Here is a 21,062-nt window from a genome sequence, read left to right as displayed (position 1 = left end):
ACGCCGGCAGGGAGGCTCGTGAGGTGGGTAAAGGCGGTGCGCATCTGGCGTTGAATCAACTGAGCTGCCCATGGACCGCCTTCCAGGCTTTGCACTGCATTGCCGTTCCTCAGCTAAGTCTTTGCTTATTCACAAGAATCCCGGACAATCGCGCCCCTGTTAAGGTCAGGGCGCTGCCTGTCAGGTTTTTCTGACTCGTCCTGGCCGTGTGAATGCGGAGATCCGACCGGATGAATGATCAGGCCAATAGCGTCGACGAACGCTATGCAACGACACCTGCAACGCTCACAAGCTGGAGCCGCCAGGACACCACCTGGATGCTCGGGCTGTTCGGTACCGCCATTGGCGCCGGTACTTTGTTTCTGCCGATCAACGCGGGCCTGGGGGGCTTCTGGCCGCTGGTGATCCTGGCGTTGCTGGCCTTCCCGATGACGTTCTTTGCCCACCGTGGGCTGACCCGTTTCGTGCTGTCCGGCCGTGAAGGTTCCGACATCACCGACGTGGTTGAAGAGCATTTCGGTATCAAGGCAGGTGCATTGATCACCTTGCTGTATTTCTTCGCGATCTTCCCGATCCTGCTGATCTACAGCGTGGCGCTGACCAACACCGTCAGCAGCTTCATGGAGCACCAACTGCACATCATGCCGCCGCCTCGCGCGATCCTGGCGTTTGTGCTGATCCTCGGTCTGCTGGCCGTGGTGCGCTGCGGCGAACAAGCGATCGTCAAGGCCATGAGCCTGATGGTGTATCCGTTTATCGTTGCCTTGCTGTTCCTGGCTGTGTACCTGGTGCCGCATTGGAATGGTGGCATTCTCAGCACTGCCAGTGAGGTGCCGGCACCGTCGGCGTTGCTCAATACGCTGTGGCTGGCGATTCCGGTCATGGTGTTCTCGTTCAACCATTCGCCGATCATCTCGGCCTTTGCGGTTGACCAGAAGCGCCAGTACGGCGCACACGCCGAGGAGCGCAGCTCGCAGATCCTGTCCCGCGCGCACCTGCTGATGGTGGCGATGGTGCTGTTCTTCGTGTTCAGTTGCGTGCTGACCCTGTCGCCGGCGCAGTTGGCCGAAGCCAAAGCGCAGAATCTGTCGATCCTGTCGTACCTGGCGAATCACTTCGACAACCCGACCATCGCCTTTGCCGCGCCGTTGATTGCGTTCGTGGCGATTGCCAAGTCGTTCCTGGGCCACTACATCGGCGCCAGCGAAGGCCTCAAGGGCTTGGTGGTCAAGACCGGTCGCCGCCCGGCACCCAAGACCCTGGACCGCATGACCGCCGCTTTCATGCTGGTGGTGTGCTGGATCGTGGCCACGCTTAACCCGAGCATCCTTGGCATGATCGAGACCCTGGGCGGGCCGGTGATCGCGTCGATCCTGTTCCTGATGCCGATGTATGCCATTCGCAAAGTGCCGGCCATGGCCAAGTACCGTGGGCAGGCGTCGAATGTGTTTGTGACTGCAGTTGGCTTGGTTGCCATTACGGCGTTGGTGTATTCGCTGGTTGCTTGAGCCCTGATGCGGTCTGTCTGACTGCACAGCTCTAAAAGTGTGGGAGCTGGCTTGCCTGCGATAGCTATCTGTCAGTCATTACATTCATGACTGATACACCGCTATCGCAGGCAAGCCAGCTCCCACATTTGTTTTGTGGTGCGGCAGATGCCGTATTCCAGGCATAAAAAAACGCCGCGTACCTTGCGATACGCGGCGTTCTTCACATCAACACACCGTTAAGCTTGAATCACCGGGATGTTGGCGCTTGCTGCGATCTTGCGGAACTCGGCGATCTGGTCGAAGTTCAGGTAGCGGTAGACGTCACTGGCCATGGTGTCCAGTTTCGCTGCGTAGCCCATGTACTCTTCTACAGTCGGCAGGCGACCCAGAGTGGAGGCGACTGCCGCCAGCTCAGCCGATGCCAGGTAGACGTTTGCACCATCACCCAGGCGGTTCGGGAAGTTACGGGTCGAAGTCGAGACGACGGTGGAGTTCGGTTCTACACGTGCCTGGTTACCCATGCACAGCGAGCAGCCCGGCATTTCCATGCGCGCCCCAGCCTTGCCGTAGATGCCGTAGTAGCCTTCTTCGGTCAACTGGTGAGCGTCCATCTTGGTCGGCGGCGACAGCCACAGACGCGTTGGCAGCTGGCCCTTGACCTGCTCCAGCAGCTTACCGGCAGCGCGGAAGTGACCGATGTTGGTCATGCACGAACCGATGAACACTTCGTCGATCTTCTCACCGGCAACGCTGGACAACAGACGGGCATCGTCCGGGTCGTTAGGGGCGCAGAGGATCGGCTCGTTGATTTCCGACAGATCGATTTCGATGATTTCGGCGTATTCGGCGTCGGCATCGGCTTCCATCAGTTCCGGGTTGGCAACCCAGGCTTCCATCGCTTGGGCGCGACGTTCCAGAGTACGTGCATCGCCGTAGCCTTCGCCGATCATCCAGCGCAGCAGGGTGATGTTGGAGTTCAGGTACTCGGTGACGGACTCTTTGGACAGCTTGATGGTGCAACCGGCAGCCGAACGTTCAGCCGAGGCGTCGGACAGCTCGAAAGCCTGTTCCAGCGTCAGGTCGTTCAGACCTTCGATTTCCAGGATGCGACCGGAGAAGGCGTTTTTCTTGCCTTTCTTCTCTACGGTCAGCAGGCCAGCCTGGATCGCGTAGTAAGGAATGGCATGAACCAGGTCACGCAGGGTGATGCCAGGTTTCATCTTGCCTTTGAAGCGCACCAGAATCGATTCCGGCATGTCCAGTGGCATTACGCCAGTGGCTGCGGCGAACGCGACCAGACCGGAACCGGCCGGGAACGAGATGCCCATCGGGAAACGAGTGTGGGAGTCACCGCCGGTACCGACGGTGTCCGGCAGCAGCATACGGTTCAGCCAGCTGTGGATGATGCCGTCGCCCGGACGCAGCGATACACCGCCACGGGTCATGATGAAGTCAGGCAGGGTATGGTGGGTGGTCACGTCGATCGGCTTGGGGTAAGCCGCGGTGTGGCAGAAGGACTGCATCACCAGATCGGTCGAGAAGCCCAGGCACGCCAGGTCCTTGAGTTCATCGCGGGTCATTGGACCGGTGGTGTCCTGGGAACCCACAGTGGTCATCTTCGGCTCACAGTAGGTGCCTGGACGAACGCCTTTGCCTTCCGGCAGGCCGCACGCCTTGCCGACCATTTTCTGCGCCAGGGTGAAGCCCTTGCCGGTGTCGACAGGCGCTTCAGGCAGCTTGAACAGGTCGGTAGGGCCCAGGCCCAGCTCGGCACGGGCCTTGTCGGTCAGGCCACGGCCGATGATCAACGGGATACGGCCGCCGGCGCGAACTTCGTCCAACAGCACCGGAGTCTTCATTTCGAAGGTGGTCAGGACTTCGTCGGTGCCGTGTTTGCAGACTTTGCCAGCATGAGGGTACAGGTCGATCACGTCGCCCATGTTCATGTTGGTGACGTCGAATTCGATTGGCAGTGCGCCAGCATCTTCCATGGTGTTGTAGAAGATCGGAGCGATTTTGCTGCCGAAGCAGAAACCACCGGCACGCTTGTTCGGCACGTAAGGCACGTCGTCGCCGAAGAACCACAGGACCGAGTTGGTTGCCGATTTACGCGACGAACCGGTACCGACCACGTCACCGACGTAGGCGATCGGGAAGCCTTGGCCGCGCATTTCTTCGATCTGCTTCATCGGGCCGGTCTTGCCTTGCTCGTCCGGCACGATGCCTTCGCGAGCCATTTTCAGCATGGCCAGGGCGTGCAGCGGGATGTCGGGGCGGGACCAGGCGTCAGGCGCCGGCGACAGGTCGTCGGTGTTGGTTTCGCCGGTGACCTTGAAGACGCGCAGGCTGATCTTGTCGGCCAGGGTAGGGCGGTTGCGGAACCACTCGCCATCAGCCCAGGACTGAATCACGCCTTTGGCGTGTTCGTTGCCGTTGCGGGCTTTTTCGGCGACGTCGTGGAACGCATCGAACATCAGCAGGGTGTGCTTGAGCTGGGCGGCCGCGACGGGCGCCAGGGTGGCGTCGTCCAGCAGCTCGACCAACGTCACGATGTTGTAGCCGCCTTGCATGGTGCCGAGCAGTTCAACAGCGCGTTTCTTGTCGATCAGGGGGGAAGTGGCTTCGCCCTTGGCCAGGGCAGACAGGAAACCGGCCTTGACGTAGGCAGCTTCGTCAACGCCTGGTGGAATGCGGTTGGTGATCAGGTCAACGAGGAATTCTTCTTCGCCAGCCGGAGGATTTTTCAGCAGCTCGACCAGGCCTGCGGTTTGTTCGGCGTTAAGCGGCTGGGGAACGATACCCAGTGCTGCACGCTCTTCGATATGTTTGCGGTAGGCTTCAAGCACAGTTATTACCCTCATCAGTGGTCCCACGGGACGCTCATCCAGAAATGAACGGCACGCATGCGCTCAGGGGCTTTTTGGGCCGCAAAGCCAGCGCTGCCGACATTCCTTTACAGAAGCTGCTTTCAAAGTTTTACGCCTGCAGAACGGAGCTGATGAGGGTTGGCGCGGGCTCTGACCTACCGGGTCGAAACCACGCCAACACCGTTCTGAAGGAACGACTGTGCTCGTGACGCTTTGAAAACAGCTTCCAGCGGATTATTGGCGCCTTACAAGGCCGGGTGATTCTACGGCAAAAAAAATCTAAAGGTAAGTTGCCTGGCCAAGTTTGCTGGGTGATCAACCTTAGACAAAGGGCTAACATGGCGCACTGTTTCGCTGACTTGCGTGTTGTTGCCCATGTCCAACCAAACCATCAAGACCCCCTGCGTCGGCCTGTGCTCTACGGTCTACGGCGATCTCGTGTGTCGCGGCTGCAAGCGTTTCCACCACGAAGTGATCCAGTGGAATGGCTATAACGAGGAAGAAAAACGCGCAGTCTGGCTCCGGCTCGAACAACTGCTGGTGCAAGTCATGGCCGGCAAAGTGGAGGTTTTCGACCCCAAAACCCTGCGCAGCCAGTTGGAGCAACGCAAGATTCGCTTCGTGCCGCACCAGTCCGAATACTGCTGGGCTTATCAGTTGATCGCACGCGGGGCACGGGTGATCAACAACCTTGAGGCGTACGGCATGGTGCTGTTGCCGGAGTTTCGCGACTGGGCGCTGCCTGAACTGCGCGATGCCATTGATCGCGAGTTCTTTATCTTGTCCGAGGCGCATTACCAGCGCTATATCGCGCCTGGGTTCTTGAAAGATGCGCTGGGTAACTGACTGACTAGCTCAATGTGGGAGCTGGCTTGCCTGCGATAGCGGTGTATCAGGAGCAAGTGCGCCAACTGACCCACCGCAATCGCAGGCAAGCCAGCTCCCACATTTGATCTTCATTGCCTGAAGGCGGCGTCAGGGCTTGGTAGCCAGCTCTTCCAGATGGTCCATGAGCGTCTGCGGCTTGAGCACCAGCACGTCGCCTTCCACGGCGTCCAGCACCACCTCCGCCGTATTACCGATCAGCGCCCCGGAAATTCCGGTGCGGGCCACGGTGCCGATGATGGTCACCGCTGCCTGCAACTGATGGGCCATATGGGGAATCAGCACGTCGGCCGGACCTTCCTTGATATGCAGGTGCCTGTCATCCACATCGAACTCGTCCTGGAACGCCTTGCATTGCTCGCGATAGCGCGCCTCGATGGTTTCCTTGAGCTGGAAGGTCGGGTCGGCCGCCGACAGCATCGGCGACGGATGGGCGCTGATCACATGCAGTTGCGCCTTGGCCAGGCTGGCGATGTCAAAGCCGTGGTCGATGATCGCGTTGTGCAGTGAGCGGTGTTCGCTGTCGGTATTGCCCACATCGATGGCCGCCAGAATCACTCCCCCAGCCCATGGCGTAGCGGTCTTGACCAACAGCACCGGCGTGGGGCAATAGCGCAGCAGCTTCCAGTCCGCCGGCGTCAGCAGGGCTTTTTTCAGCGGGCTGTCGGGGTAATGCTGCTTGATCACCAGGCCGCAGCCTTCGGCTTGCTGCACCTCGATAATGGTCTCGTGCAGGCTGTCGTTCCACGCCTGCTCGGTGGTGACGCTGTAGCCGTCTTCCTGCAGGCCGGATTTGAGCAGGCTCAGCAACGCCGAATGCTCATGCTTCTTGTCGCACACCAGCAAATGCAGATGCGCGCCGGTCACCCCGGCAATCAGCTTGGCACGCTTGAGGGCCAGGCTTTCCGAGTGCTCGGGCTCGATGACCACCAGGATGCTGCGGATGGCTTGCATGATCGGGATCTCTAGGAAGGGGCTTGCAACAACTATAGTTGCTGCCCGCCAGACGTCATGTTGATGCACATCAAGGCCGGTGGCTGGTGGTCTGCGGCGGGGTCGGTATAATCGGCGCCCTTTTGTGATCCTTTGCCCGTGAGCCTGATGAACCTGCCCGAAATCCATGAATTCCTCGGCTGCCGCACCCCCGACGCCTGGGTCCAGGCCGCCCTGGCCGATCAGGACACCCTGCTGATCGACCACAAGAACTGCGAATTCAAAGCCGCCAGCACCGCCCTGAGCCTGATGGCCAAGTACCACGGCCATGTTGACCTGATCAATATGATGTCGCGCCTGGCCCGCGAAGAACTGGTGCACCACGAGCAAGTCATGCGCCTGATGAAAAAGCGCAAGGTCGAACTGCGCCAACTGCACGCGGGCCGCTATGCCTCGGGTTTGCGCAAGGTGGTGCGCAGCCACGAGCCGGTCAAGCTGGTGGACACTCTGGTGGTCGGCGCTTTTATCGAAGCACGCAGCTGCGAGCGTTTCGAGGCATTGGTGCCGCATTTGGACGAAGAGCTCGGCAAGTTCTACTTCGGTTTGCTCAAAAGCGAAGCGCGGCACTTCCAGGGTTACTTGAAGCTGGCCTACCAGTACGGTGACGCCAAGGACATCGCCCAAGTCATCGAACGAGTGCGTGCCGCCGAGCAGGAGCTGATTGAATCACCGGACATCGAGTTTCGCTTTCACAGTGGCGTGCCAGCCTGAGGCCACCGCCACGCCGATCAAGGCGGTGATCGCGGCCAGCAGCAGGATCACCGTTTGCGTGCCCAACGGCGCTGCCAGCATGGCAATCATCAGGCCCGCCAACGGCTGGGGCAAATTGTTGAGCAAGGTGATCACGCCCACCGTTTTGCCGAAATCCTGTACCGGGATCACTTGTTGACGGGTGCTGCGCAGGTACACGTTGAACATCTTGTCAAAGCCCGTCACCAGCAGGAAGCCCACGGCATACGCCCACACACCGGGGCTGACGGCGGTGATCAGCGCGCCGACTGCAATCATCGAATACGACAGCCCACCCATTACTTTCAACGACAGTGATGAGCGTGCCAGGTAAAACAGAATCCCGATGGTGACCAGCGCGCCGGCGGCTTGCAGGAGGGCGTAGGCATCCTTGTCGGCGGCGTATTGGCCGGTAACCATGGCGGCCGAGGTGGCCAGTGTGACCCCAACCATCAGGTTCACGCCGACTGCCAGAATAATGATGCGTTTGAGTTCCACCCGGTTGCGGATATGGCCAAACGCAATGCGCAGCGGTTGCAGCCAGATACCCGGGTGTTGCCCATGGCTTTGCAGGCTCACCGTGGTGGTGCGCTGCCAGAACAGCATCGCCAGGTCGGCGAGAATAAACAGTGCGGCGATGGCCAGTACCACCCAGGGCCATGCCCACACCTGCAGCATCAACGCCGCCAGCAACGGCCCGAGCACCAGGCCGCTCTGGTCGGCAATCTGCGAATAGGACAAGGTCTTGGCGTAGGTGTAATGCTGGAAGATATGCGGCATCACCACCTCCCGCGCCATGATGCCCTGGGTGGTCAATACCCCGCACAACGCGGACAGCATCACCAGCCAATGGATCCCGTCGAACAGCCCGTACAGTGCCACCGCCGCCACGCAGGCCAGTGCGCGATACATCTGACTGATATGCAGGATGCGCACGGGCGAAAACCTGTCGCACAACGCTCCGCACACCGGAAATGCCAGATAGCGCGGCAGCGATTCGACAAAAAACGCCAGGCCCGCCCACGACACACTTTGGGTGGTCTGGAACACGATCAGCGGCACGATGAACAACAGGATCTGGTCGGCCAGCCGCGAGAAGAACAGCGAAACGAAGAACGCCAGGTAATCCTTGCGCATACAACTCCCTGTGAATGGCGTTAAAGATTGCAGGCTATTTGTTAAAAACTCTTAAAAGCATGAAGCTTCATCGGCTCGTACTGGCCAGCTGCTTCTGTGCGCCTGCTTGCCACCTATAATGCGCGCACTTCAATCTGCGTTTCTACACTGAGAACTTATGGAAAACCTGGGTCTGGGCAAGGTCCTGCTCGTTGAGGACGATGAAAAGCTGGCAGGGCTGATTGCGCAGTTTCTGTCGCAACATGGTTTTGAGGTGCGTGTCGTGCACCGGGGCGATGAAGCTTTGGCGGCGTTCCTGGACTTCAAGCCCAGAATTGTCGTGCTCGATTTGATGCTGCCGGGCCAGAGCGGGCTGCATGTCTGCCGCGAAATTCGCAATGTGTCGGACACGCCCATCGTGATCCTGACGGCCAAGGAAGACGACCTGGACCATATCCTGGGCCTTGAGTCCGGCGCTGACGATTATGTGATCAAGCCGATCAAGCCGCCGGTGCTGCTCGCACGTCTGCGTGCCTTGCAACGCCGCCAGGTGCCCGAGCCTGTGGCGCGTGGAGCCCTGGAGTTCGGCCGCTTGTCGATTGATCGCAGCTGCCGGGTCGTCAGCCTGGGCGGTCAGACCATCGATCTGACGACCATGGAGTTTGAGTTGTTGTGGTTACTGGCCAGCAGCTCGGGCAAGATCCTCTCGCGTGATGACATCCTCAACCGTATGCGTGGCATTGCCTTTGATGGCCTCAATCGCAGCGTCGACGTTTACATCAGCAAATTGCGCGGCAAGCTCAACGACAACCCTCGCGAGCCGGTGTGCATCAAAACCATCTGGGGCAAGGGTTACCTGTTCAATCCGTTCGCGTGGGAGGTTTAGATGCTGCGCTTGTATCTGCGCCTGTATGTGATCCTCGCGCTCGGCCTGGCCGGCTCGATCTGGCTGGTCAACTATGGCCTGGACGCGTACATGCCCGAGTCCAACGAGACCTATAACCGTGAAGCCCTGCGTGGCCCGGCGTGGGCTCTGGTGGAACAACTGCGACCGGTACAGGGAGAGGCGCGCCAGGCGCGTCTGGATGAACTGCAACCGCACTATGGTTTGCGCTTGAAACTGGTGCAGCGCGACGACCAGCACTTGAGCGAGCGCGAACAGCAACTCCTGGCCGGTGGTCAGGTGGTGGTGCGTGAGGACTTTATGAAGTTCCTGTCACCGATCGACGCCGGCCCGCAATTACTTGAGATCCAGCTGCCGGAAGAACCCAAGTGGCTGTACCTGTGGGCCTATGGCTTTCTCGGCGTGAGCCTGGCCATCGTTCTGTACTTCTGGGTGCGTCCGCACTGGCGTGACCTGGAGCACATCCGCCTGGCGGCGCAGCGTTTTGGTGACAATGATTTGGGTTCACGCATCCTGTTGCCGCGGCGCTCCACCGTGCGCGAACTGGCGGGGCACTTCAACCAGATGGCCGAGCGCATCGAGAGCCTGATCGCCAACCAGCGCGAACTGACCAATGCTGTGTCTCACGAATTGCGCACGCCAATTGCGCGCTTGTCGTTTGAGCTTGACCAACTGCGCCAGCAGGTCGATCCCCGCCAAAGCAGTGAGTTGATTGCCGATATGTACGCCGACCTCGGCGAGCTGGAGGAAATGGTTTCCGAACTGCTGACTTACGCCAGCCTGGAGCGCGGCGCCACCCAGGTCACCCGCGAGAACATCGAAGCCCACAGCTGGCTCGACAGCGTGATCGGCAGCGTGGCCCTGGAGGCCGAAGCGCAAGGGGTGCAGTTATCGTTACGTACCTGTGAGGTCGACGTGATCCGCATCGAGCCACGGTTTATGGCGCGGGCGGTGATCAACCTGCTGCGCAAAGCGATTCGGTACGCAGACCGGCGCGTGGAAGTGTCGCTGGTTAAATTCGGCAATGGCTACGAAGTGCGGGTCAATGATGATGGCCCAGGCGTGCCGCTGGAGGGCCGCACCAAGATCTTCGAACCTTTCCTGCGCCTCGACGCCAGCCGCGACCGCCGCACCGGCGGGTTTGGCCTGGGCCTGGCATTGGTCAAGCGCGTCAGCCAATGGCATGGCGGGCAGGTGGAAGTGCTGGATTCGGAGTGGGGCGGGGCGTCGTTTCGGATGACCTGGGCGTATGCCGAGTAACACTTCTGAACGTTGTGGAGATCAAATGTGGGAGGGGGCAACAAGCGTACATTGCCCTCTGTAGGAGCGAGCTTGCTCGCGAAAAACGTCAACGATAAAGCGTGCTTCCTGAATGAACGCGGCGCCTGTGAGTCTTTCGCGAGCAAGCTCGCTCCTACAGACTGGCAACCCCCTCCCACATTTTGATTGGGTTACCAACTTGAATCAGAACGTGTATTCCACCATCCCCATCACCGACGTCTGCAAGCGTCGCTCCACAATCGGGCTTTTGCCTGCTTTATCCGCCAGGTACTGCACATCCAGCAAGGTCGAGAACTGCGTGTGTTCGTTGATCGGCACGCTCCACGAAAGGTTCATACCATTGCTGATATTGCCTGCACTTGCCTGGTATTCCTTGAAGCGGCTGCGGGTGGCCTGGCCTTTGGTCACGCCGTACCAGGTTTGCAGGTAGTTCCGGTCACCGAAGTGGCTGTTGATGGCGGCATCGACGGAGCCGTAACGACCTTCATAGAGATTGGTACCCAGGCTCAACTCCAGGTGGGTAAAAGCCTTGCCGGTTTCCTTGTGTTTATCTTCTTCAAGCGCATGTTCCAGGGTGGCGCCGATGATCACACCGCCGAGGTTGTAGGCGGCATTCACCCCCAGTTGCGCACGTGACTTGATCTCGCCCATGCCTTTGAGGCGTTTGGAGCCGGCATGCATGCTTTCGTTTTTATCCTTGCGCGAATCGCTTGCGCCAACGTAGGCGCTGAAGCTCAAGGCATTGCCTTCGTAACCCCAGCCCAGGCCCGTATCAGTGTCGAGGAAGATGCCCCAGGGGCTGATGATTTTGCCGCCGAGCACAGGCGCCGTCATACGCTCGTCGCTGCCACTGTAGCGGGGTGCGTTGGCCATGCCGGCCTTGAGGCTGTACTGCCAGTCTTCGGCAAGCGCCGTATCGGCGGCGGCGAGCAGGCACAGCGAGGTTAATGACAGGCACAGATTTTTTGCGTGCATCAGGTGTTTCTCCTGGTTAGAAATTCAAGGGCGTGTGGGGTGATTGGGTGCGTTTGAAGGAGTAACCCGAAGCGCTCAGCCCGTTGACCTGGCGGCTGACGGTGTCGCCCAGGCCGTAGCCGGTGCCGGCCAGTACCGCGTGGGCGTTGTCCACGGGCAGCAGGATGTAGTCGGTCAGCGGCTCGTTGTGCAGTTGGCCGCGAATCACCAGGAAGCCGTCTTCCAGGCGCACGCTGACGCCGCTCAACGGTGCGTCGGGTTCATGGCTGTTGAGCACCTGGTAGGTGCCGATGGTGTCGGCCCACGTCGTAGACAAGGTTGGCGGCTCGATGCGCTCGCCGATGGCAATGCGTTGGCCGTGGCTGCGCGCCGTGAGTATCTGCCGGCCCTGTACCGTCACCACATCAAGCTGGATGCGACCCAGGTCACCCAGGTCCTTGAGCCACAAGCCCAGGACCTTTTTCTGCGCGCGCAGCCAGCCGTCGTCATCGCGCAGCAGGTCGAAGCTGTAGCCGGCCAGTTCGCCAGCCAAGCGCTCACGGTCATCCTTGATACGAAATACGCCCCAAGCGGTCGCGTAGAACCCGGCCAGGCGCTTGCGATCGACGGCTGCCGGTACGTGGCGCAGTTTCAGACCGTGGCTGGGGGCCTGGCAGTCGTCGGCGCAGACGCGCTCGCCGGTTTGTGCCTCAAGCATCAGGCGCAGGCTGTCGGTGGACAACGACACCACCATCTCTTCGGCATTGCTGTCGTTGGCCATAATGATCACGGCCAGTTGCTGGTCCGGCAGCAGGGTCAACTGGGCGGCGAAATCATCACCGCCGCCGCTGTGCTGATAAGTGCGCACACCGGCGGCGATCGGTTCGTCGCCACAGGGCGCCAGAAACCAGCCCAGGCCCATCTGGCAGTCAAAATCCAGGGCGTTGCCTGTGTTTTGCTGGGTGAACATTTGGTCTATTGAAGCGCTGTCCAGCAAGCGGCTGCCCTTGTAAGTACCTTGGGCAAACAGCATCTGCACGTAGTGGCTCAGATCCCTGGGGCTGGCCCATAAGCCACCGGCGGCAAGGTCGCGTACCTGGGCGTCGGTGCTGGCGTTGCCGTCTTCATAACCCCGGGCGCGAAAGCTCAATTGCGCGCTGGTGCCGAGGAAACTGGACTGGTTCATGTGCAAGGGGGCCAGCAGGCTGCTTTGAAGCTGGGCTTCGAAGCTTTTGCCGCTGCTGCGCTCGATGGCGGCGCCCACCAGGGAATAGCCGAGGTTGGAATAAGCCACCTGAAAGCCGGGCGGGCTGCTCAGCCATACGCCGGACACGCGCATTGGCATCTGCCCCATGGCATAGGTGCTATGCAGGTCACGCAGGTGCTCACTGGGCAAGCCGGACTGATGGCTGAGCAAACGTCGCAAGGTGATGGCACGATCTGCCTCGGCCTGGTCGTCATGAAAGCGCGAGCGCACGTAGAATTCGCGCAGGGTTTGCTGGATGGGTGCATCCAGTGTCAGGCGCTGTTGCTCCACCAACTGCAGCGCCGCCGTGGCGGTGATCAACTTGGAGATACCGCCGGCACGAAACGCCGTGTTGGGCGTAACCGGCACGCCCTGGGCCTTGTCGGCCAGGCCAAAGCCACGGGCCCAGATCAACTCCTGGCCATTGACCAGCGCAATCGACAAACCCGCCACATTTTCCCGGGCCATCTCCCGGGGTATGCGGGTTTGCAGGTAACGGATGATCGCGCCGTAATCGCCTTTTTGAATCGACGGCGGGGCAGGTGGTTGCGAGTGGCAACCGATACTGCTCAGCAGGCAACCCAATAGCGGGATACCGCGCAATCTGCGAAACATGGAGAGCACCCCAGTGGTGGTTTGGATGCTCGAATGCTAGGGCTGTGGGGGCCAACAATCTTTGAGTGCTTTGTCGGGAAACTGTCAAAGACTGTTAACGGAAAACGGTAGGAGCGAGCTTGCTCGCGAAAAACTCCCAGGCGCCGCGTTTATCCAGAAAACACGCGTTATCGTTGACGTTTTTCGCGAGCGAGCTCGCTCCTACAAGATCACGGCATCAACGTGGCGATCAGGGCGCGAATGGTCCCTGGCAGCGCCTCCAACTCGCGCACCAGAATACTGCGCTCGCGAATCGCCCAGGGCTCGTCCAGCTTCACCGTTACCAACTGCATGGTGCGGCTATGGCGCTGGGCGGCGGACTCGGGAATGATGCCGATGCCCACACCGGCCTCGACCATCCTGCAGATCGCCTCGAAGCTCGACACCTGGATGCGCAGCGACAATTGCTTGCCCAGCCGCTCGACGTGTTCACGCAGGAAACTCAGCAGCGTGCTGCCTTCATGCAAGCCGATATGCTGGTAGGCGAGCGTTTGCTCCAGTGTCACTGACGGTTGCGCTGCCAGCGGATGACCCACCGGCACCATCAACACCAGTTCGTCTGTGCTGAAATGCAGCACCTGCAAGCCCGCCGCTTCCACTGGGCCGGCAATAATGCCCATGTCGCTGGTGCCATCGAGTACGCCGCGCACGATGTCCCGGGACAACCGCTCCTGCAGGTCGACGGTCACGCCTGGGCGCTGGGACAAAAAGCCCGCCAGTACTTCCGGCAAGAACTCGGTGACTGCGGTGGTGTTGGCGAAGATGCGGATATGCCCGGCTGAATCCACGCCGTATTGGGTGAACTCGCTTTTCAGGTAATCCACCTGACGCATGATCAACCGCGCATGGTGCAACAGGCGCTCGCCTGCGGGGGTGATCTCTACGCCACGGCTGTCGCGGTACAACAGACGCGTATCAAGCTGGCCTTCCAGGGCCTTGATCCGCGCACTGGCGGCAGCCGGTGACAGGAAGGCGCGCTTGGCACCCTGGGTGAGGCTGGGGGATTCGGCGATGTGGATAAACAGGCGCAGGTCGGCGAGATCGAAGTGCATGCAAAACTCCAGGCTTGTGATCACCCGTGGCGAGGGAACTTGTTCCCGCTGGACTGCGAAGCAGGCCTGTTTTTTGGGGCCGCTTCGCGCCCCCACGGGAGCAAGCTCCCTCGCCACAAGAGGTACGCATAGGAATGGTGCGTTCAGCTTAACCGAACGCTGGTTTATTGAAATGCAAATTCTCAGAACGGGCGGGCCCTTGCATGATCCCTGGCAGACACCCACTGCCCGAGGAATTGCACCCGATGAGCGCCACCGATTGGATCGGCCGAAGCGAGACCGCCCACGACCACCTCAGCCATAACCTGCTCAAACGCATCGCCGCCACGTTCGGTGAAGCAGTGCCCGCCGACGGTGAAGCCGTACCTGCGCTGTGGCAATGGTGTTTTTTCCAGGATCCGTTGCCGGAGTCGGCCCTGGGCGGCGATGGTCATCCGGCCCGCGGCGGGTTCTTGCCACCGGCCGATAACCGCAATCGCATGTGGGCCGGTGGGCGTATCGAGTTTCTGCACCCGCTGCGTGCCGGTGAATCGGCCACCCGTGTGTCGACCATCACTCAGGTTGAACAAAAGACCGGTCGCACCGGTTCGCTGCTGTTTGTCACGGTGCGCCACGACTATTCCCAGGCCGGGCGCCTGGCGATTCGCGAGGAGCAGGACATCGTCTACCGCGAACCCACGCCGCCCAAGCCCGGCAGCGGCGATGCCCTGGTCCGGGGCGAATGGACAGAAGCGGTCGAACCGACCCCCACTCTGCTGTTCCGCTACAGCGCCGTGACCTTCAACGGCCATCGCATTCATTACGACTATCCCTATGTCACCGGCACTGAAGGTTACAGCGGCCTGGTGGTGCATGGCCCGCTGATCGCCACCTTGAGCCTGCGTGCGTTTTGCCGGGCACACCCTGAAGCCACGCCGCGCCGCTTCATCTATCGCGGCGTGCGCCCATTGATTGCACCGCAGCCCTTTGAAGTCGGCGGGCGCATCAGCGCAACCGGCGTGGCCGAACTCTGGGCCGGCAACGCTGAAGGTCTGGCGCAGACCGCCCAGGTGCATTTCGAATAACCCAAGAACAACAGGCGGAGAGCCGTGCATGAACCCCAATGACAACGAAGAACTCAATGCCATCCGCGACGGCGTGCGCGCCTTGTGCGCCGAGTTCGATGCCGCTTACTGGCGCAAGATCGATGAAGAAAAGGGCTTCCCCGAAGCCTTCGTCAAGGCCCTGACCGATGCCGGCTGGCTGTCGGCAATGATCCCCGAAGAGTATGGCGGTTCCGGCCTTGGCCTGGCCGAAGCCTCGGTGATTCTGGAGGAGGTCAACCGTTGCGGCGGTAACTCCGGCACCGTGCATGGCCAGATGTACAACATGTTCACCTTGTTGCGTCACGGCAGCGAAGCGCAAAAGCGCTTCTACCTGCCCAGGCTGGCCAGCGGTGAACTGCGCCTGCAATCAATGGGCGTCACCGAGCCCACCACGGGCACTGACACCACCAGGATCAAGACCACCGCGATCAAGCACGGCGACAAGTACGTGGTCAACGGCCAGAAAGTCTGGATTTCGCGGGTGCAGCATTCCGACCTGATGATCTTGCTGGCGCGCACCACACCCCTGGCCGAAGTGAAGAAAAAGTCCGAAGGCATGTCGATCTTCCTGGTGGACCTGCGCGAGGCCATCGGCAATGGCCTGACCGTGCAGCCCATCGCCAATATGGTCAATCATGAGACCAATGAACTGTTCTTCGACAACCTGGAACTGCCGGCCGACAGCCTGATTGGCGAAGAGGGCAAGGGCTTCAAATACATCCTCGATGGCCTCAATGCCGAGCGCACCCTGATCGCCGCCGAGTGCATCGGCGACGGCCGCTGGTTTATCGAAAAGGCCAGCGCCTACGCCCGCGACCGCGTGGTGTTTGGCCGGCCCATCGGGCAGAACCAGGGCGTGCAATTCCCGATTGCCCAAGCGCATATCGAGATCGAAGCGGCCGACCTGATGCGCTGGCGTGCCTGTGAGGAATACGACAGCGGCAAGAACGCCGGGGCCAGCGCCAACATGGCCAAGTACCTGGCGGCCAAGGCGTCGTGGGAAGCGGCCAACGCCTGCCTGCAAACCCACGGCGGGTTTGGTTTTGCCTGCGAATACGACGTGGAGCGCAAATTCCGCGAGACGCGCTTGTACCAGGTGGCGCCGATCTCCACCAACCTGATCCTGTCCTACGTGGCCGAGCATCTGCTCGAACTGCCACGCAGCTTCTGAGGGCCCGGCCATGCGTCATACCCAAACCCTGTGCCAATTCCTCGCTGACCTGACTTACCCGCAGGTGCCCGAACACGTACTGGATCGCATCGAAGAGCTGTATCTGGATTGGCTCGCCTCGGCGCTGGCCAGTCAGGGCGCACACCCGATTCCATTGTTTGAGCGCTACGCGCAGAAGATGGGGCCAAGCAGCGGCCCGGCTCAGGTGATCGTCAGCGGCGCCAGCAGCAGCGCGTATTTTGCAGCACTGGTCAACGCGGCATCCTCGCACCTGGTGGAGCAGGATGACTTGCACAACAGTTCGGTGCTGCACCCGGCCACGGTGGTGTTTCCCGCCGCGCTGGCGGCCGCCCAGGACCTGGGCAAATCCGGTCGTGATTTGTTGCTGGCGGCGGTGGCCGGTTATGAAGCCGGGATTCGCATCGGTGAGTTCATGGGTCGCTCGCACTACCGCATCTTCCACACCACGGCCATCGTCGGCACTCTGGCGGCGGCGGTTGCAGTGGGCAAACTGCTCGACTTCAACCAGGAACAGTTCATTAACCTGCTCGGCAGTGCCGGCACGCAAGCGGCGGGGCTGTGGGAGTTCTTGCGCGATGCCGCCGACTCCAAGCAATTGCACACCGCCAAAGCCGCAGCGGATGGCTTGCTGGCGGCTTACCTGACGGCCGATGGATTGACCGGTGCGCGCAATATCCTGGAAGGCGACCAAGGCTTGGCGGCGGGCATGTCCAGTGATTCGCAGCCGAGCAAGTTATCTGCTGACTTGGGCAGCCGCTGGGCGCTGGTGGAAACCTCGTTCAAGTTCCACGCCTCTTGCCGCCACACCCATCCCGCTGCGGATGCGCTGCTGGAGGTGATGCAGCGGGAAGGCTTGAACGCGGCACAGATTTGCCAAGTGCAAACCCGCGTGCACCAGGGCGCCATCGATGTGCTTGGCCGGGTGACGGTGCCGGCCACGGTGCACCACGCCAAATTCTCCATGGGCACTGTGCTTGGCCTGATCGCTGTGCATGGCAAAGCCGGGTTGCCTGAATTCCATGAGCTGGCGTTGACCGACCCTGCGGTCGCGGCGTTTCGCGACAAGGTCAGCATGACCCTCGATCCCGAAGTTGACAGCGCCTATCCGCAGCGCTGGCTGGGCCGCGTCATCGTCACCACGACTGACGGGCGCACGCTGCACGGCGCCATCGACGAGCCCAAGGGCGACCCGGGCAACACTCTGAGTCGCGCCGAGCTGGCGGACAAGTTCCAGCGCCTGGCTCACTTCAGCGGCGCCCGTACTCCCGCCCAGGCCAGTGGCCTGATCGAGCAGGTGTGGAACCTGCGTAACACCGCGTCCATGGCCCATTGGCTTTGAGGGATTTGTGATGAGTAATCAACGACCGCTGGACGGTATTACGGTTGTCAGCCTGGAACATGCGATTGCCGCGCCATTCTGTACCCGCCAATTGGCCGATCTCGGTGCCCGCGTGATCAAGGTCGAGCGCCCCGGTGCCGGTGACTTTGCCCGTGGCTATGATGAGCGCGTGCGCGGCCTGGCATCGCATTTCGTCTGGACCAACCGCTCCAAGGAAAGCCTGACCCTGGACCTTAAGCAGGACGAGGCGGGCGCCATTCTGGATGCGCTTTTGGCCGATGCCGATGTGCTGGTGCAAAACCTTGCACCCGGTGCGGCGGCGCGTATTGGCTTGTCGTTCGAGGCGCTGCACGCGCGTTTTCCACGCCTGATCGTCTGCGATATTTCCGGCTATGGCGAAGGTGGGCCCTACGAGAAAAAGAAAGCCTATGACCTCCTGATCCAGAGCGAAGGCGGGTTCCTGTCGGTGACCGGTGGCCCGGGTGATGAGCAGATGGCCAAGGCCGGTTGCTCCATCGCGGATATCTCTGCGGGCATGTACGCCTACAGCGGCATTCTTTCGGCGTTGCTGCTGCGTGGCACAACCGGCAAGGGCAGCCGTATCGATGTGAGTATGTTGGAAAGCCTGGTGGAGTGGATGGGCTACCCGATGTATTACGCCTTCGACGGCGCGCCGCCGCCCCCGCGAGCAGGCGCTGCCCATTCGACGATTTACCCCTACGGGCCGTTTCCCACCGGTGATGGCGGCACGGTGATGCTCGGGTTGCAGAATGAGCGTGAATGGGCGGCGTTCTGCGACAAGGTGTTGCTCACCCCCGCGCTGGCGACCGACGAGCGTTTCAGCGCCAACTTCAAGCGTTCGGCCAACCGCGAGGCGCTGCGTCAGATCATCGTGGACAGCTTTGCGCGGTTGGACGCCGAGGCAGTGATCCAGCGCCTGGAGGACGCGCAGATCGCCAGCGCGCGGGTCAACGATATGCAAGGCGTGTGGGACCACCCCCAACTCAAGGCCCGCGACAGTTGGCGTGAAGTCGACAGCCCGGCCGGGCCGTTGCCGTCGCTGTTGCCACCTGCACGTAACGCCGCGTTTACCCCGCGAATGGACGGTGTGCCGACGCTGGGGCAACACAGCCAGGGCATCCTCGACCAGCTGGGTTATAGCGGTGAAGCCATCGACAGCCTGCGTGCGCGCGGCGTTATCTGATCAGGAAAATGTGCGATGCCAAAGCCTTTAGTTCGTTCTGCCTTGTTTGTACCGGGCAGCCGCCCGGATCGGTTTGCCAAAGCCCTGGCCAGCGGCGCCGACGCAGTGATTGTGGATTTTGAAGACGCCGTGGAAGAGCCGCTCAAGCGCCAGGCCCGGGATAACCTGGGTGTGTTTTTGCGGGCCCATCCCGAGGCCCAGATGTGGGTGCGGATCAACGCGCCGGACCATGCCGAACATTTTGAAGATGTGGCGTTTTGCAAGGCGCATGCAAATGTGGCGGGCGTGTTGTTACCCAAGGTTGAGAGCGCGGCCCAGGTGGCCGTGGTGGCCGCCACCGGCAAACGGATCTGGCCGATCATCGAAAGCGCCCGCGGCTTGTTAGCGGTGGCGCAAATTGCCCATGCGCCGCTAGTGGAGCGCTTGTCGTTCGGTGGCTTGGACCTGGCACTGGACCTCAACCTGAGCAGCCACTCCCGCGCCGCTGAATTTGCCCTCGATCAGGCACGCCTGGCGCTGATCGTGCATTCGCGCGCCGCTGGATTAGTGCCTCCGCTGGACGGTGTGCATCCAGCCATCGACGATCCCGAGGGCCTGCGCCGTTCGATCCGTCACGCCTACGAAATGGGCTTTGCCGGGGTGTTGTGCATCCATCCCAAACAGGTCGCGGTGATTCACCAGGCGCTGGCGCCCAGCGCTGAAGACCTGGCCTGGGCCAAGCGCGTAGTAGCGGCTGGTACCCATGGGGCAGGGGCCTATCAGGTTGATGGGCAGATGGTGGATGCGCCGGTGTTGCTGCGGGCACAAAGACTGCTGGCCGACCAACGCTAACTGACAAAACCGAATCTCAATTGTGGGAGCGTCTACAAGTTTTGCGTTCGGCCAGGGCGAACGCAGGTATCTAAAATTCGATATTCTCAACACGCAGCACATCAGGCACCTTGCCTTACAACACAACAATAAGAAGGTGATTTCCCATGCTCAAGCTCTCTCGGGCGCTGCTGTGCGCCGCCACCTTGTTCGCCGTGGGCCTGGCCCAGGCGGCTGACCCGATTGTGATCAAGTTCGCCCACGTGGTGGCCGAGAACACGCCCAAAGGCCAAGGCGCGCTGCTGTTCAAGAAGCTCGCTGAAGAACGCTTGCCCGGCAAGGTCAAGGTCGAGGTGTACCCCAACTCTTCGCTGTTCGGCGATGGCAAGGAAATGGAAGCGTTGCTGTTGGGCGACGTGCAGATGCTGGCGCCATCTCTTGCCAAGTTCGAGCAGTACACCAAGCAGGTGCAGATCTACGACCTGCCGTTCCTGTTCAACGACCTGGCGGCCGTCGACCGTTTCCAGGCCGCCCAGGGCAAGCAACTGCTGAGCGCGATGCAGGACAAAAACATTCTCGGCCTGGCCTATTGGCACAACGGCCTCAAGCAACTCTCCGCCAACAAGGCCCTGCACGAACCCAAGGACACCCGTGGCCTGAAGTTTCGCGTGCAAGCCTCCAGCGTGCTGGAAGAGCAGTTCAAGGCGATCCGCGCCAACCCGCGCAAGATGAGCTTCGCCGAGGTTTACCAGGGCTTGCAGACCGGCACCGTGAATGGCACCGAGAACACCTGGTCGAACTATGAAAGCCAGAAGGTCAACGAGGTGCAGAAGTACTTCACCGAGTCCAACCATGGCCTGATCGACTATATGGTGATCACCAACGCCAAGTTCTGGAACGGCCTGCCACCGGATGTGCGCAGCACGCTGGAGCAGATCATGGCCGACGTCACCGTCGAGGTGAACAAGCAGGCCGAAGCGCTGAACCAATCGGCCAAGCAGAAGATCGTCGACGCCAAGACCAGCGAGATCATCGAACTGACCCCCGAGCAACGCACGCTCTGGCGCGAAGCCATGCGCCCGGTGTGGCAAAAGTTCGAAGGCGAGATTGGGGCTGACCTGATCAAGGCAGCGGATGCCTCCAACCAGTAATCCTGTTCACTCCTCTGTAGGAGCGAGCTCGCTCGCGAAAAACGCATAGGCAACGCGTTTATCCAGGATACCAGCGTTATCGTTGACGTCCTTCGCAAGCAAGCTCGCTC

Annotated in this window: 17 protein-coding genes; 11 read left to right on the top strand and 6 right to left on the bottom strand. The window is 60.9% G+C overall.

Annotated features, from left to right (window positions below; genetic code table 11):
* Positions 1 to 230 precede the first annotated feature (230 nt).
* Complete coding sequence (locus JFT63_RS21425; RefSeq protein WP_057703501.1) at positions 231 to 1,508, top strand: serine/threonine transporter; 1,278 nt, start codon at positions 231 to 233, stop codon at positions 1,506 to 1,508.
* Between the two features lie 218 nt (positions 1,509 to 1,726).
* Here the strand turns inward: JFT63_RS21425 and acnB are convergent, their stop codons facing one another.
* Positions 1,727 to 4,336 carry a bifunctional aconitate hydratase 2/2-methylisocitrate dehydratase gene (acnB, locus tag JFT63_RS21420; protein ID WP_005787883.1) on the bottom strand — a complete coding sequence of 870 codons (2,610 nt, stop codon included), beginning with the start codon at positions 4,334 to 4,336 and terminating at the stop codon, positions 1,727 to 1,729.
* A 396-nt stretch (positions 4,337 to 4,732) separates the two neighbouring features.
* Here acnB and JFT63_RS21415 point away from each other — a divergent pair, with 396 nt between their 5' ends.
* Positions 4,733 to 5,203, top strand: coding sequence for a DUF1289 domain-containing protein (locus JFT63_RS21415; protein WP_186560519.1), 471 nt, complete (start codon positions 4,733 to 4,735; stop codon positions 5,201 to 5,203).
* 129 nt (positions 5,204 to 5,332) lie between these two features.
* Here the strand turns inward: JFT63_RS21415 and JFT63_RS21410 are convergent, their stop codons facing one another.
* The gene (locus JFT63_RS21410) at positions 5,333 to 6,196 is read right to left on the bottom strand and encodes a universal stress protein (protein WP_057703499.1); all 864 of its coding nucleotides are present in this window, start codon (positions 6,194 to 6,196) and stop codon (positions 5,333 to 5,335) included.
* Positions 6,197 to 6,343: 147 nt separating this feature from the next.
* On the opposite strand from JFT63_RS21410, the gene JFT63_RS21405 reads away from it, so the two are divergent.
* A complete protein-coding gene (locus JFT63_RS21405) occupies positions 6,344 to 6,946 on the top strand; it encodes a tRNA-(ms[2]io[6]A)-hydroxylase (protein ID WP_005787889.1) in 603 nt (200 codons plus the stop codon).
* Here JFT63_RS21405 and JFT63_RS21400 read toward each other — a convergent pair.
* Positions 6,902 to 8,101, bottom strand: a complete 1,200-nt coding sequence (locus JFT63_RS21400) for an MFS transporter (protein ID WP_198844695.1) — start codon at positions 8,099 to 8,101, stop codon at positions 6,902 to 6,904. The genes JFT63_RS21405 and JFT63_RS21400 overlap by 45 nt on opposite strands.
* Before the next feature lie 157 nt (positions 8,102 to 8,258).
* Between JFT63_RS21400 and JFT63_RS21395 the strand changes: the two genes are divergently transcribed.
* Both JFT63_RS21395 and JFT63_RS21390 read left to right on the top strand, forming a co-directional pair.
* Complete coding sequence (locus JFT63_RS21395) at positions 8,259 to 8,966, top strand: response regulator (protein WP_198708363.1); 708 nt, start codon at positions 8,259 to 8,261, stop codon at positions 8,964 to 8,966.
* The gene (locus JFT63_RS21390; RefSeq protein ID WP_198844694.1) at positions 8,967 to 10,244 is read left to right on the top strand and encodes an ATP-binding protein; all 1,278 of its coding nucleotides are present in this window, start codon (positions 8,967 to 8,969) and stop codon (positions 10,242 to 10,244) included.
* A 204-nt stretch (positions 10,245 to 10,448) separates the two neighbouring features.
* Here the strand turns inward: JFT63_RS21390 and JFT63_RS21385 are convergent, their stop codons facing one another.
* From JFT63_RS21385 to JFT63_RS21375, 3 genes are all read right to left on the bottom strand, one after another.
* Positions 10,449 to 11,240, bottom strand: a complete 792-nt coding sequence (locus tag JFT63_RS21385; RefSeq protein ID WP_198844693.1) for a MipA/OmpV family protein — start codon at positions 11,238 to 11,240, stop codon at positions 10,449 to 10,451.
* A 16-nt stretch (positions 11,241 to 11,256) separates the two neighbouring features.
* Positions 11,257 to 13,080: a serine hydrolase domain-containing protein gene (locus JFT63_RS21380; RefSeq protein WP_198844692.1), complete on the bottom strand. Its 1,824-nt coding sequence runs from the start codon at positions 13,078 to 13,080 to the stop codon at positions 11,257 to 11,259.
* Between the two features lie 209 nt (positions 13,081 to 13,289).
* The gene (locus JFT63_RS21375) at positions 13,290 to 14,171 is read right to left on the bottom strand and encodes a LysR family transcriptional regulator (RefSeq protein ID WP_186560533.1); all 882 of its coding nucleotides are present in this window, start codon (positions 14,169 to 14,171) and stop codon (positions 13,290 to 13,292) included.
* Positions 14,172 to 14,416: 245 nt separating this feature from the next.
* Here JFT63_RS21375 and JFT63_RS21370 point away from each other — a divergent pair, with 245 nt between their 5' ends.
* From JFT63_RS21370 to JFT63_RS21345, 6 genes are all read left to right on the top strand, one after another.
* Complete coding sequence (locus JFT63_RS21370) at positions 14,417 to 15,235, top strand: FAS1-like dehydratase domain-containing protein (RefSeq protein WP_198844691.1); 819 nt, start codon at positions 14,417 to 14,419, stop codon at positions 15,233 to 15,235.
* 28 nt (positions 15,236 to 15,263) lie between these two features.
* A complete protein-coding gene (locus JFT63_RS21365; RefSeq protein WP_198844690.1) occupies positions 15,264 to 16,427 on the top strand; it encodes an acyl-CoA dehydrogenase family protein in 1,164 nt (387 codons plus the stop codon).
* 10 nt (positions 16,428 to 16,437) lie between these two features.
* Positions 16,438 to 17,787 carry an MmgE/PrpD family protein gene (locus JFT63_RS21360; protein ID WP_198844689.1) on the top strand — a complete coding sequence of 450 codons (1,350 nt, stop codon included), beginning with the start codon at positions 16,438 to 16,440 and terminating at the stop codon, positions 17,785 to 17,787.
* A 10-nt stretch (positions 17,788 to 17,797) separates the two neighbouring features.
* Entirely contained in the window at positions 17,798 to 18,991 is a 1,194-nt protein-coding gene (locus JFT63_RS21355) for a CaiB/BaiF CoA transferase family protein (protein ID WP_198844688.1), read from the top strand.
* 15 nt (positions 18,992 to 19,006) lie between these two features.
* On the top strand, positions 19,007 to 19,822 hold the full coding sequence (locus JFT63_RS21350; RefSeq protein ID WP_198844687.1) for an HpcH/HpaI aldolase/citrate lyase family protein: 816 nt from the start codon (positions 19,007 to 19,009) through the stop codon (positions 19,820 to 19,822).
* A 146-nt stretch (positions 19,823 to 19,968) separates the two neighbouring features.
* The gene (locus tag JFT63_RS21345; RefSeq protein ID WP_198844686.1) at positions 19,969 to 20,952 is read left to right on the top strand and encodes a TRAP transporter substrate-binding protein; all 984 of its coding nucleotides are present in this window, start codon (positions 19,969 to 19,971) and stop codon (positions 20,950 to 20,952) included.
* The last annotated feature ends 110 nt before the right edge of the window (positions 20,953 to 21,062 follow it).

Source organism: Pseudomonas sp. MF7453, from assembly GCF_016405455.1.
In the GTDB taxonomy this organism is placed as follows: Bacteria; Pseudomonadota; Gammaproteobacteria; order Pseudomonadales; family Pseudomonadaceae; genus Aquipseudomonas; species Aquipseudomonas paralactis.
The sequence above is the reverse complement of the archived record's forward strand: the minus strand, read 5'-3'. Positions and strand labels throughout refer to the sequence as shown.

Excerpts from the sequence above, each read along its gene's own strand:
- JFT63_RS21395 (WP_198708363.1), top strand. The coding sequence starts at position 8,259 with ATGGAAAACCTGGGTCTGGGCAAGGTCCTGCTCGTTGAGGACGATGAA.
- JFT63_RS21365 (WP_198844690.1), top strand. The coding sequence starts at position 15,264 with ATGAACCCCAATGACAACGAAGAACTCAATGCCATCCGCGACGGCGTG.
- JFT63_RS21410 (WP_057703499.1), bottom strand. The coding sequence starts at position 6,196 with ATGCAAGCCATCCGCAGCATCCTGGTGGTCATCGAGCCCGAGCACTCG.
- JFT63_RS21380 (WP_198844692.1), bottom strand. The coding sequence starts at position 13,080 with ATGTTTCGCAGATTGCGCGGTATCCCGCTATTGGGTTGCCTGCTGAGC.
- JFT63_RS21400 (WP_198844695.1), bottom strand. The coding sequence starts at position 8,101 with ATGCGCAAGGATTACCTGGCGTTCTTCGTTTCGCTGTTCTTCTCGCGG.
- JFT63_RS21350 (WP_198844687.1), top strand. The coding sequence starts at position 19,007 with ATGCCAAAGCCTTTAGTTCGTTCTGCCTTGTTTGTACCGGGCAGCCGC.
- JFT63_RS21345 (WP_198844686.1), top strand. The coding sequence starts at position 19,969 with ATGCTCAAGCTCTCTCGGGCGCTGCTGTGCGCCGCCACCTTGTTCGCC.
- JFT63_RS21370 (WP_198844691.1), top strand. The coding sequence starts at position 14,417 with ATGAGCGCCACCGATTGGATCGGCCGAAGCGAGACCGCCCACGACCAC.
- JFT63_RS21405 (WP_005787889.1), top strand. The coding sequence starts at position 6,344 with ATGAACCTGCCCGAAATCCATGAATTCCTCGGCTGCCGCACCCCCGAC.
- JFT63_RS21425 (WP_057703501.1), top strand. The coding sequence starts at position 231 with ATGAATGATCAGGCCAATAGCGTCGACGAACGCTATGCAACGACACCT.
- JFT63_RS21415 (WP_186560519.1), top strand. The coding sequence starts at position 4,733 with ATGTCCAACCAAACCATCAAGACCCCCTGCGTCGGCCTGTGCTCTACG.
- JFT63_RS21355 (WP_198844688.1), top strand. The coding sequence starts at position 17,798 with ATGAGTAATCAACGACCGCTGGACGGTATTACGGTTGTCAGCCTGGAA.
- JFT63_RS21390 (WP_198844694.1), top strand. The coding sequence starts at position 8,967 with ATGCTGCGCTTGTATCTGCGCCTGTATGTGATCCTCGCGCTCGGCCTG.
- JFT63_RS21360 (WP_198844689.1), top strand. The coding sequence starts at position 16,438 with ATGCGTCATACCCAAACCCTGTGCCAATTCCTCGCTGACCTGACTTAC.
- JFT63_RS21375 (WP_186560533.1), bottom strand. The coding sequence starts at position 14,171 with ATGCACTTCGATCTCGCCGACCTGCGCCTGTTTATCCACATCGCCGAA.
- JFT63_RS21385 (WP_198844693.1), bottom strand. The coding sequence starts at position 11,240 with ATGCACGCAAAAAATCTGTGCCTGTCATTAACCTCGCTGTGCCTGCTC.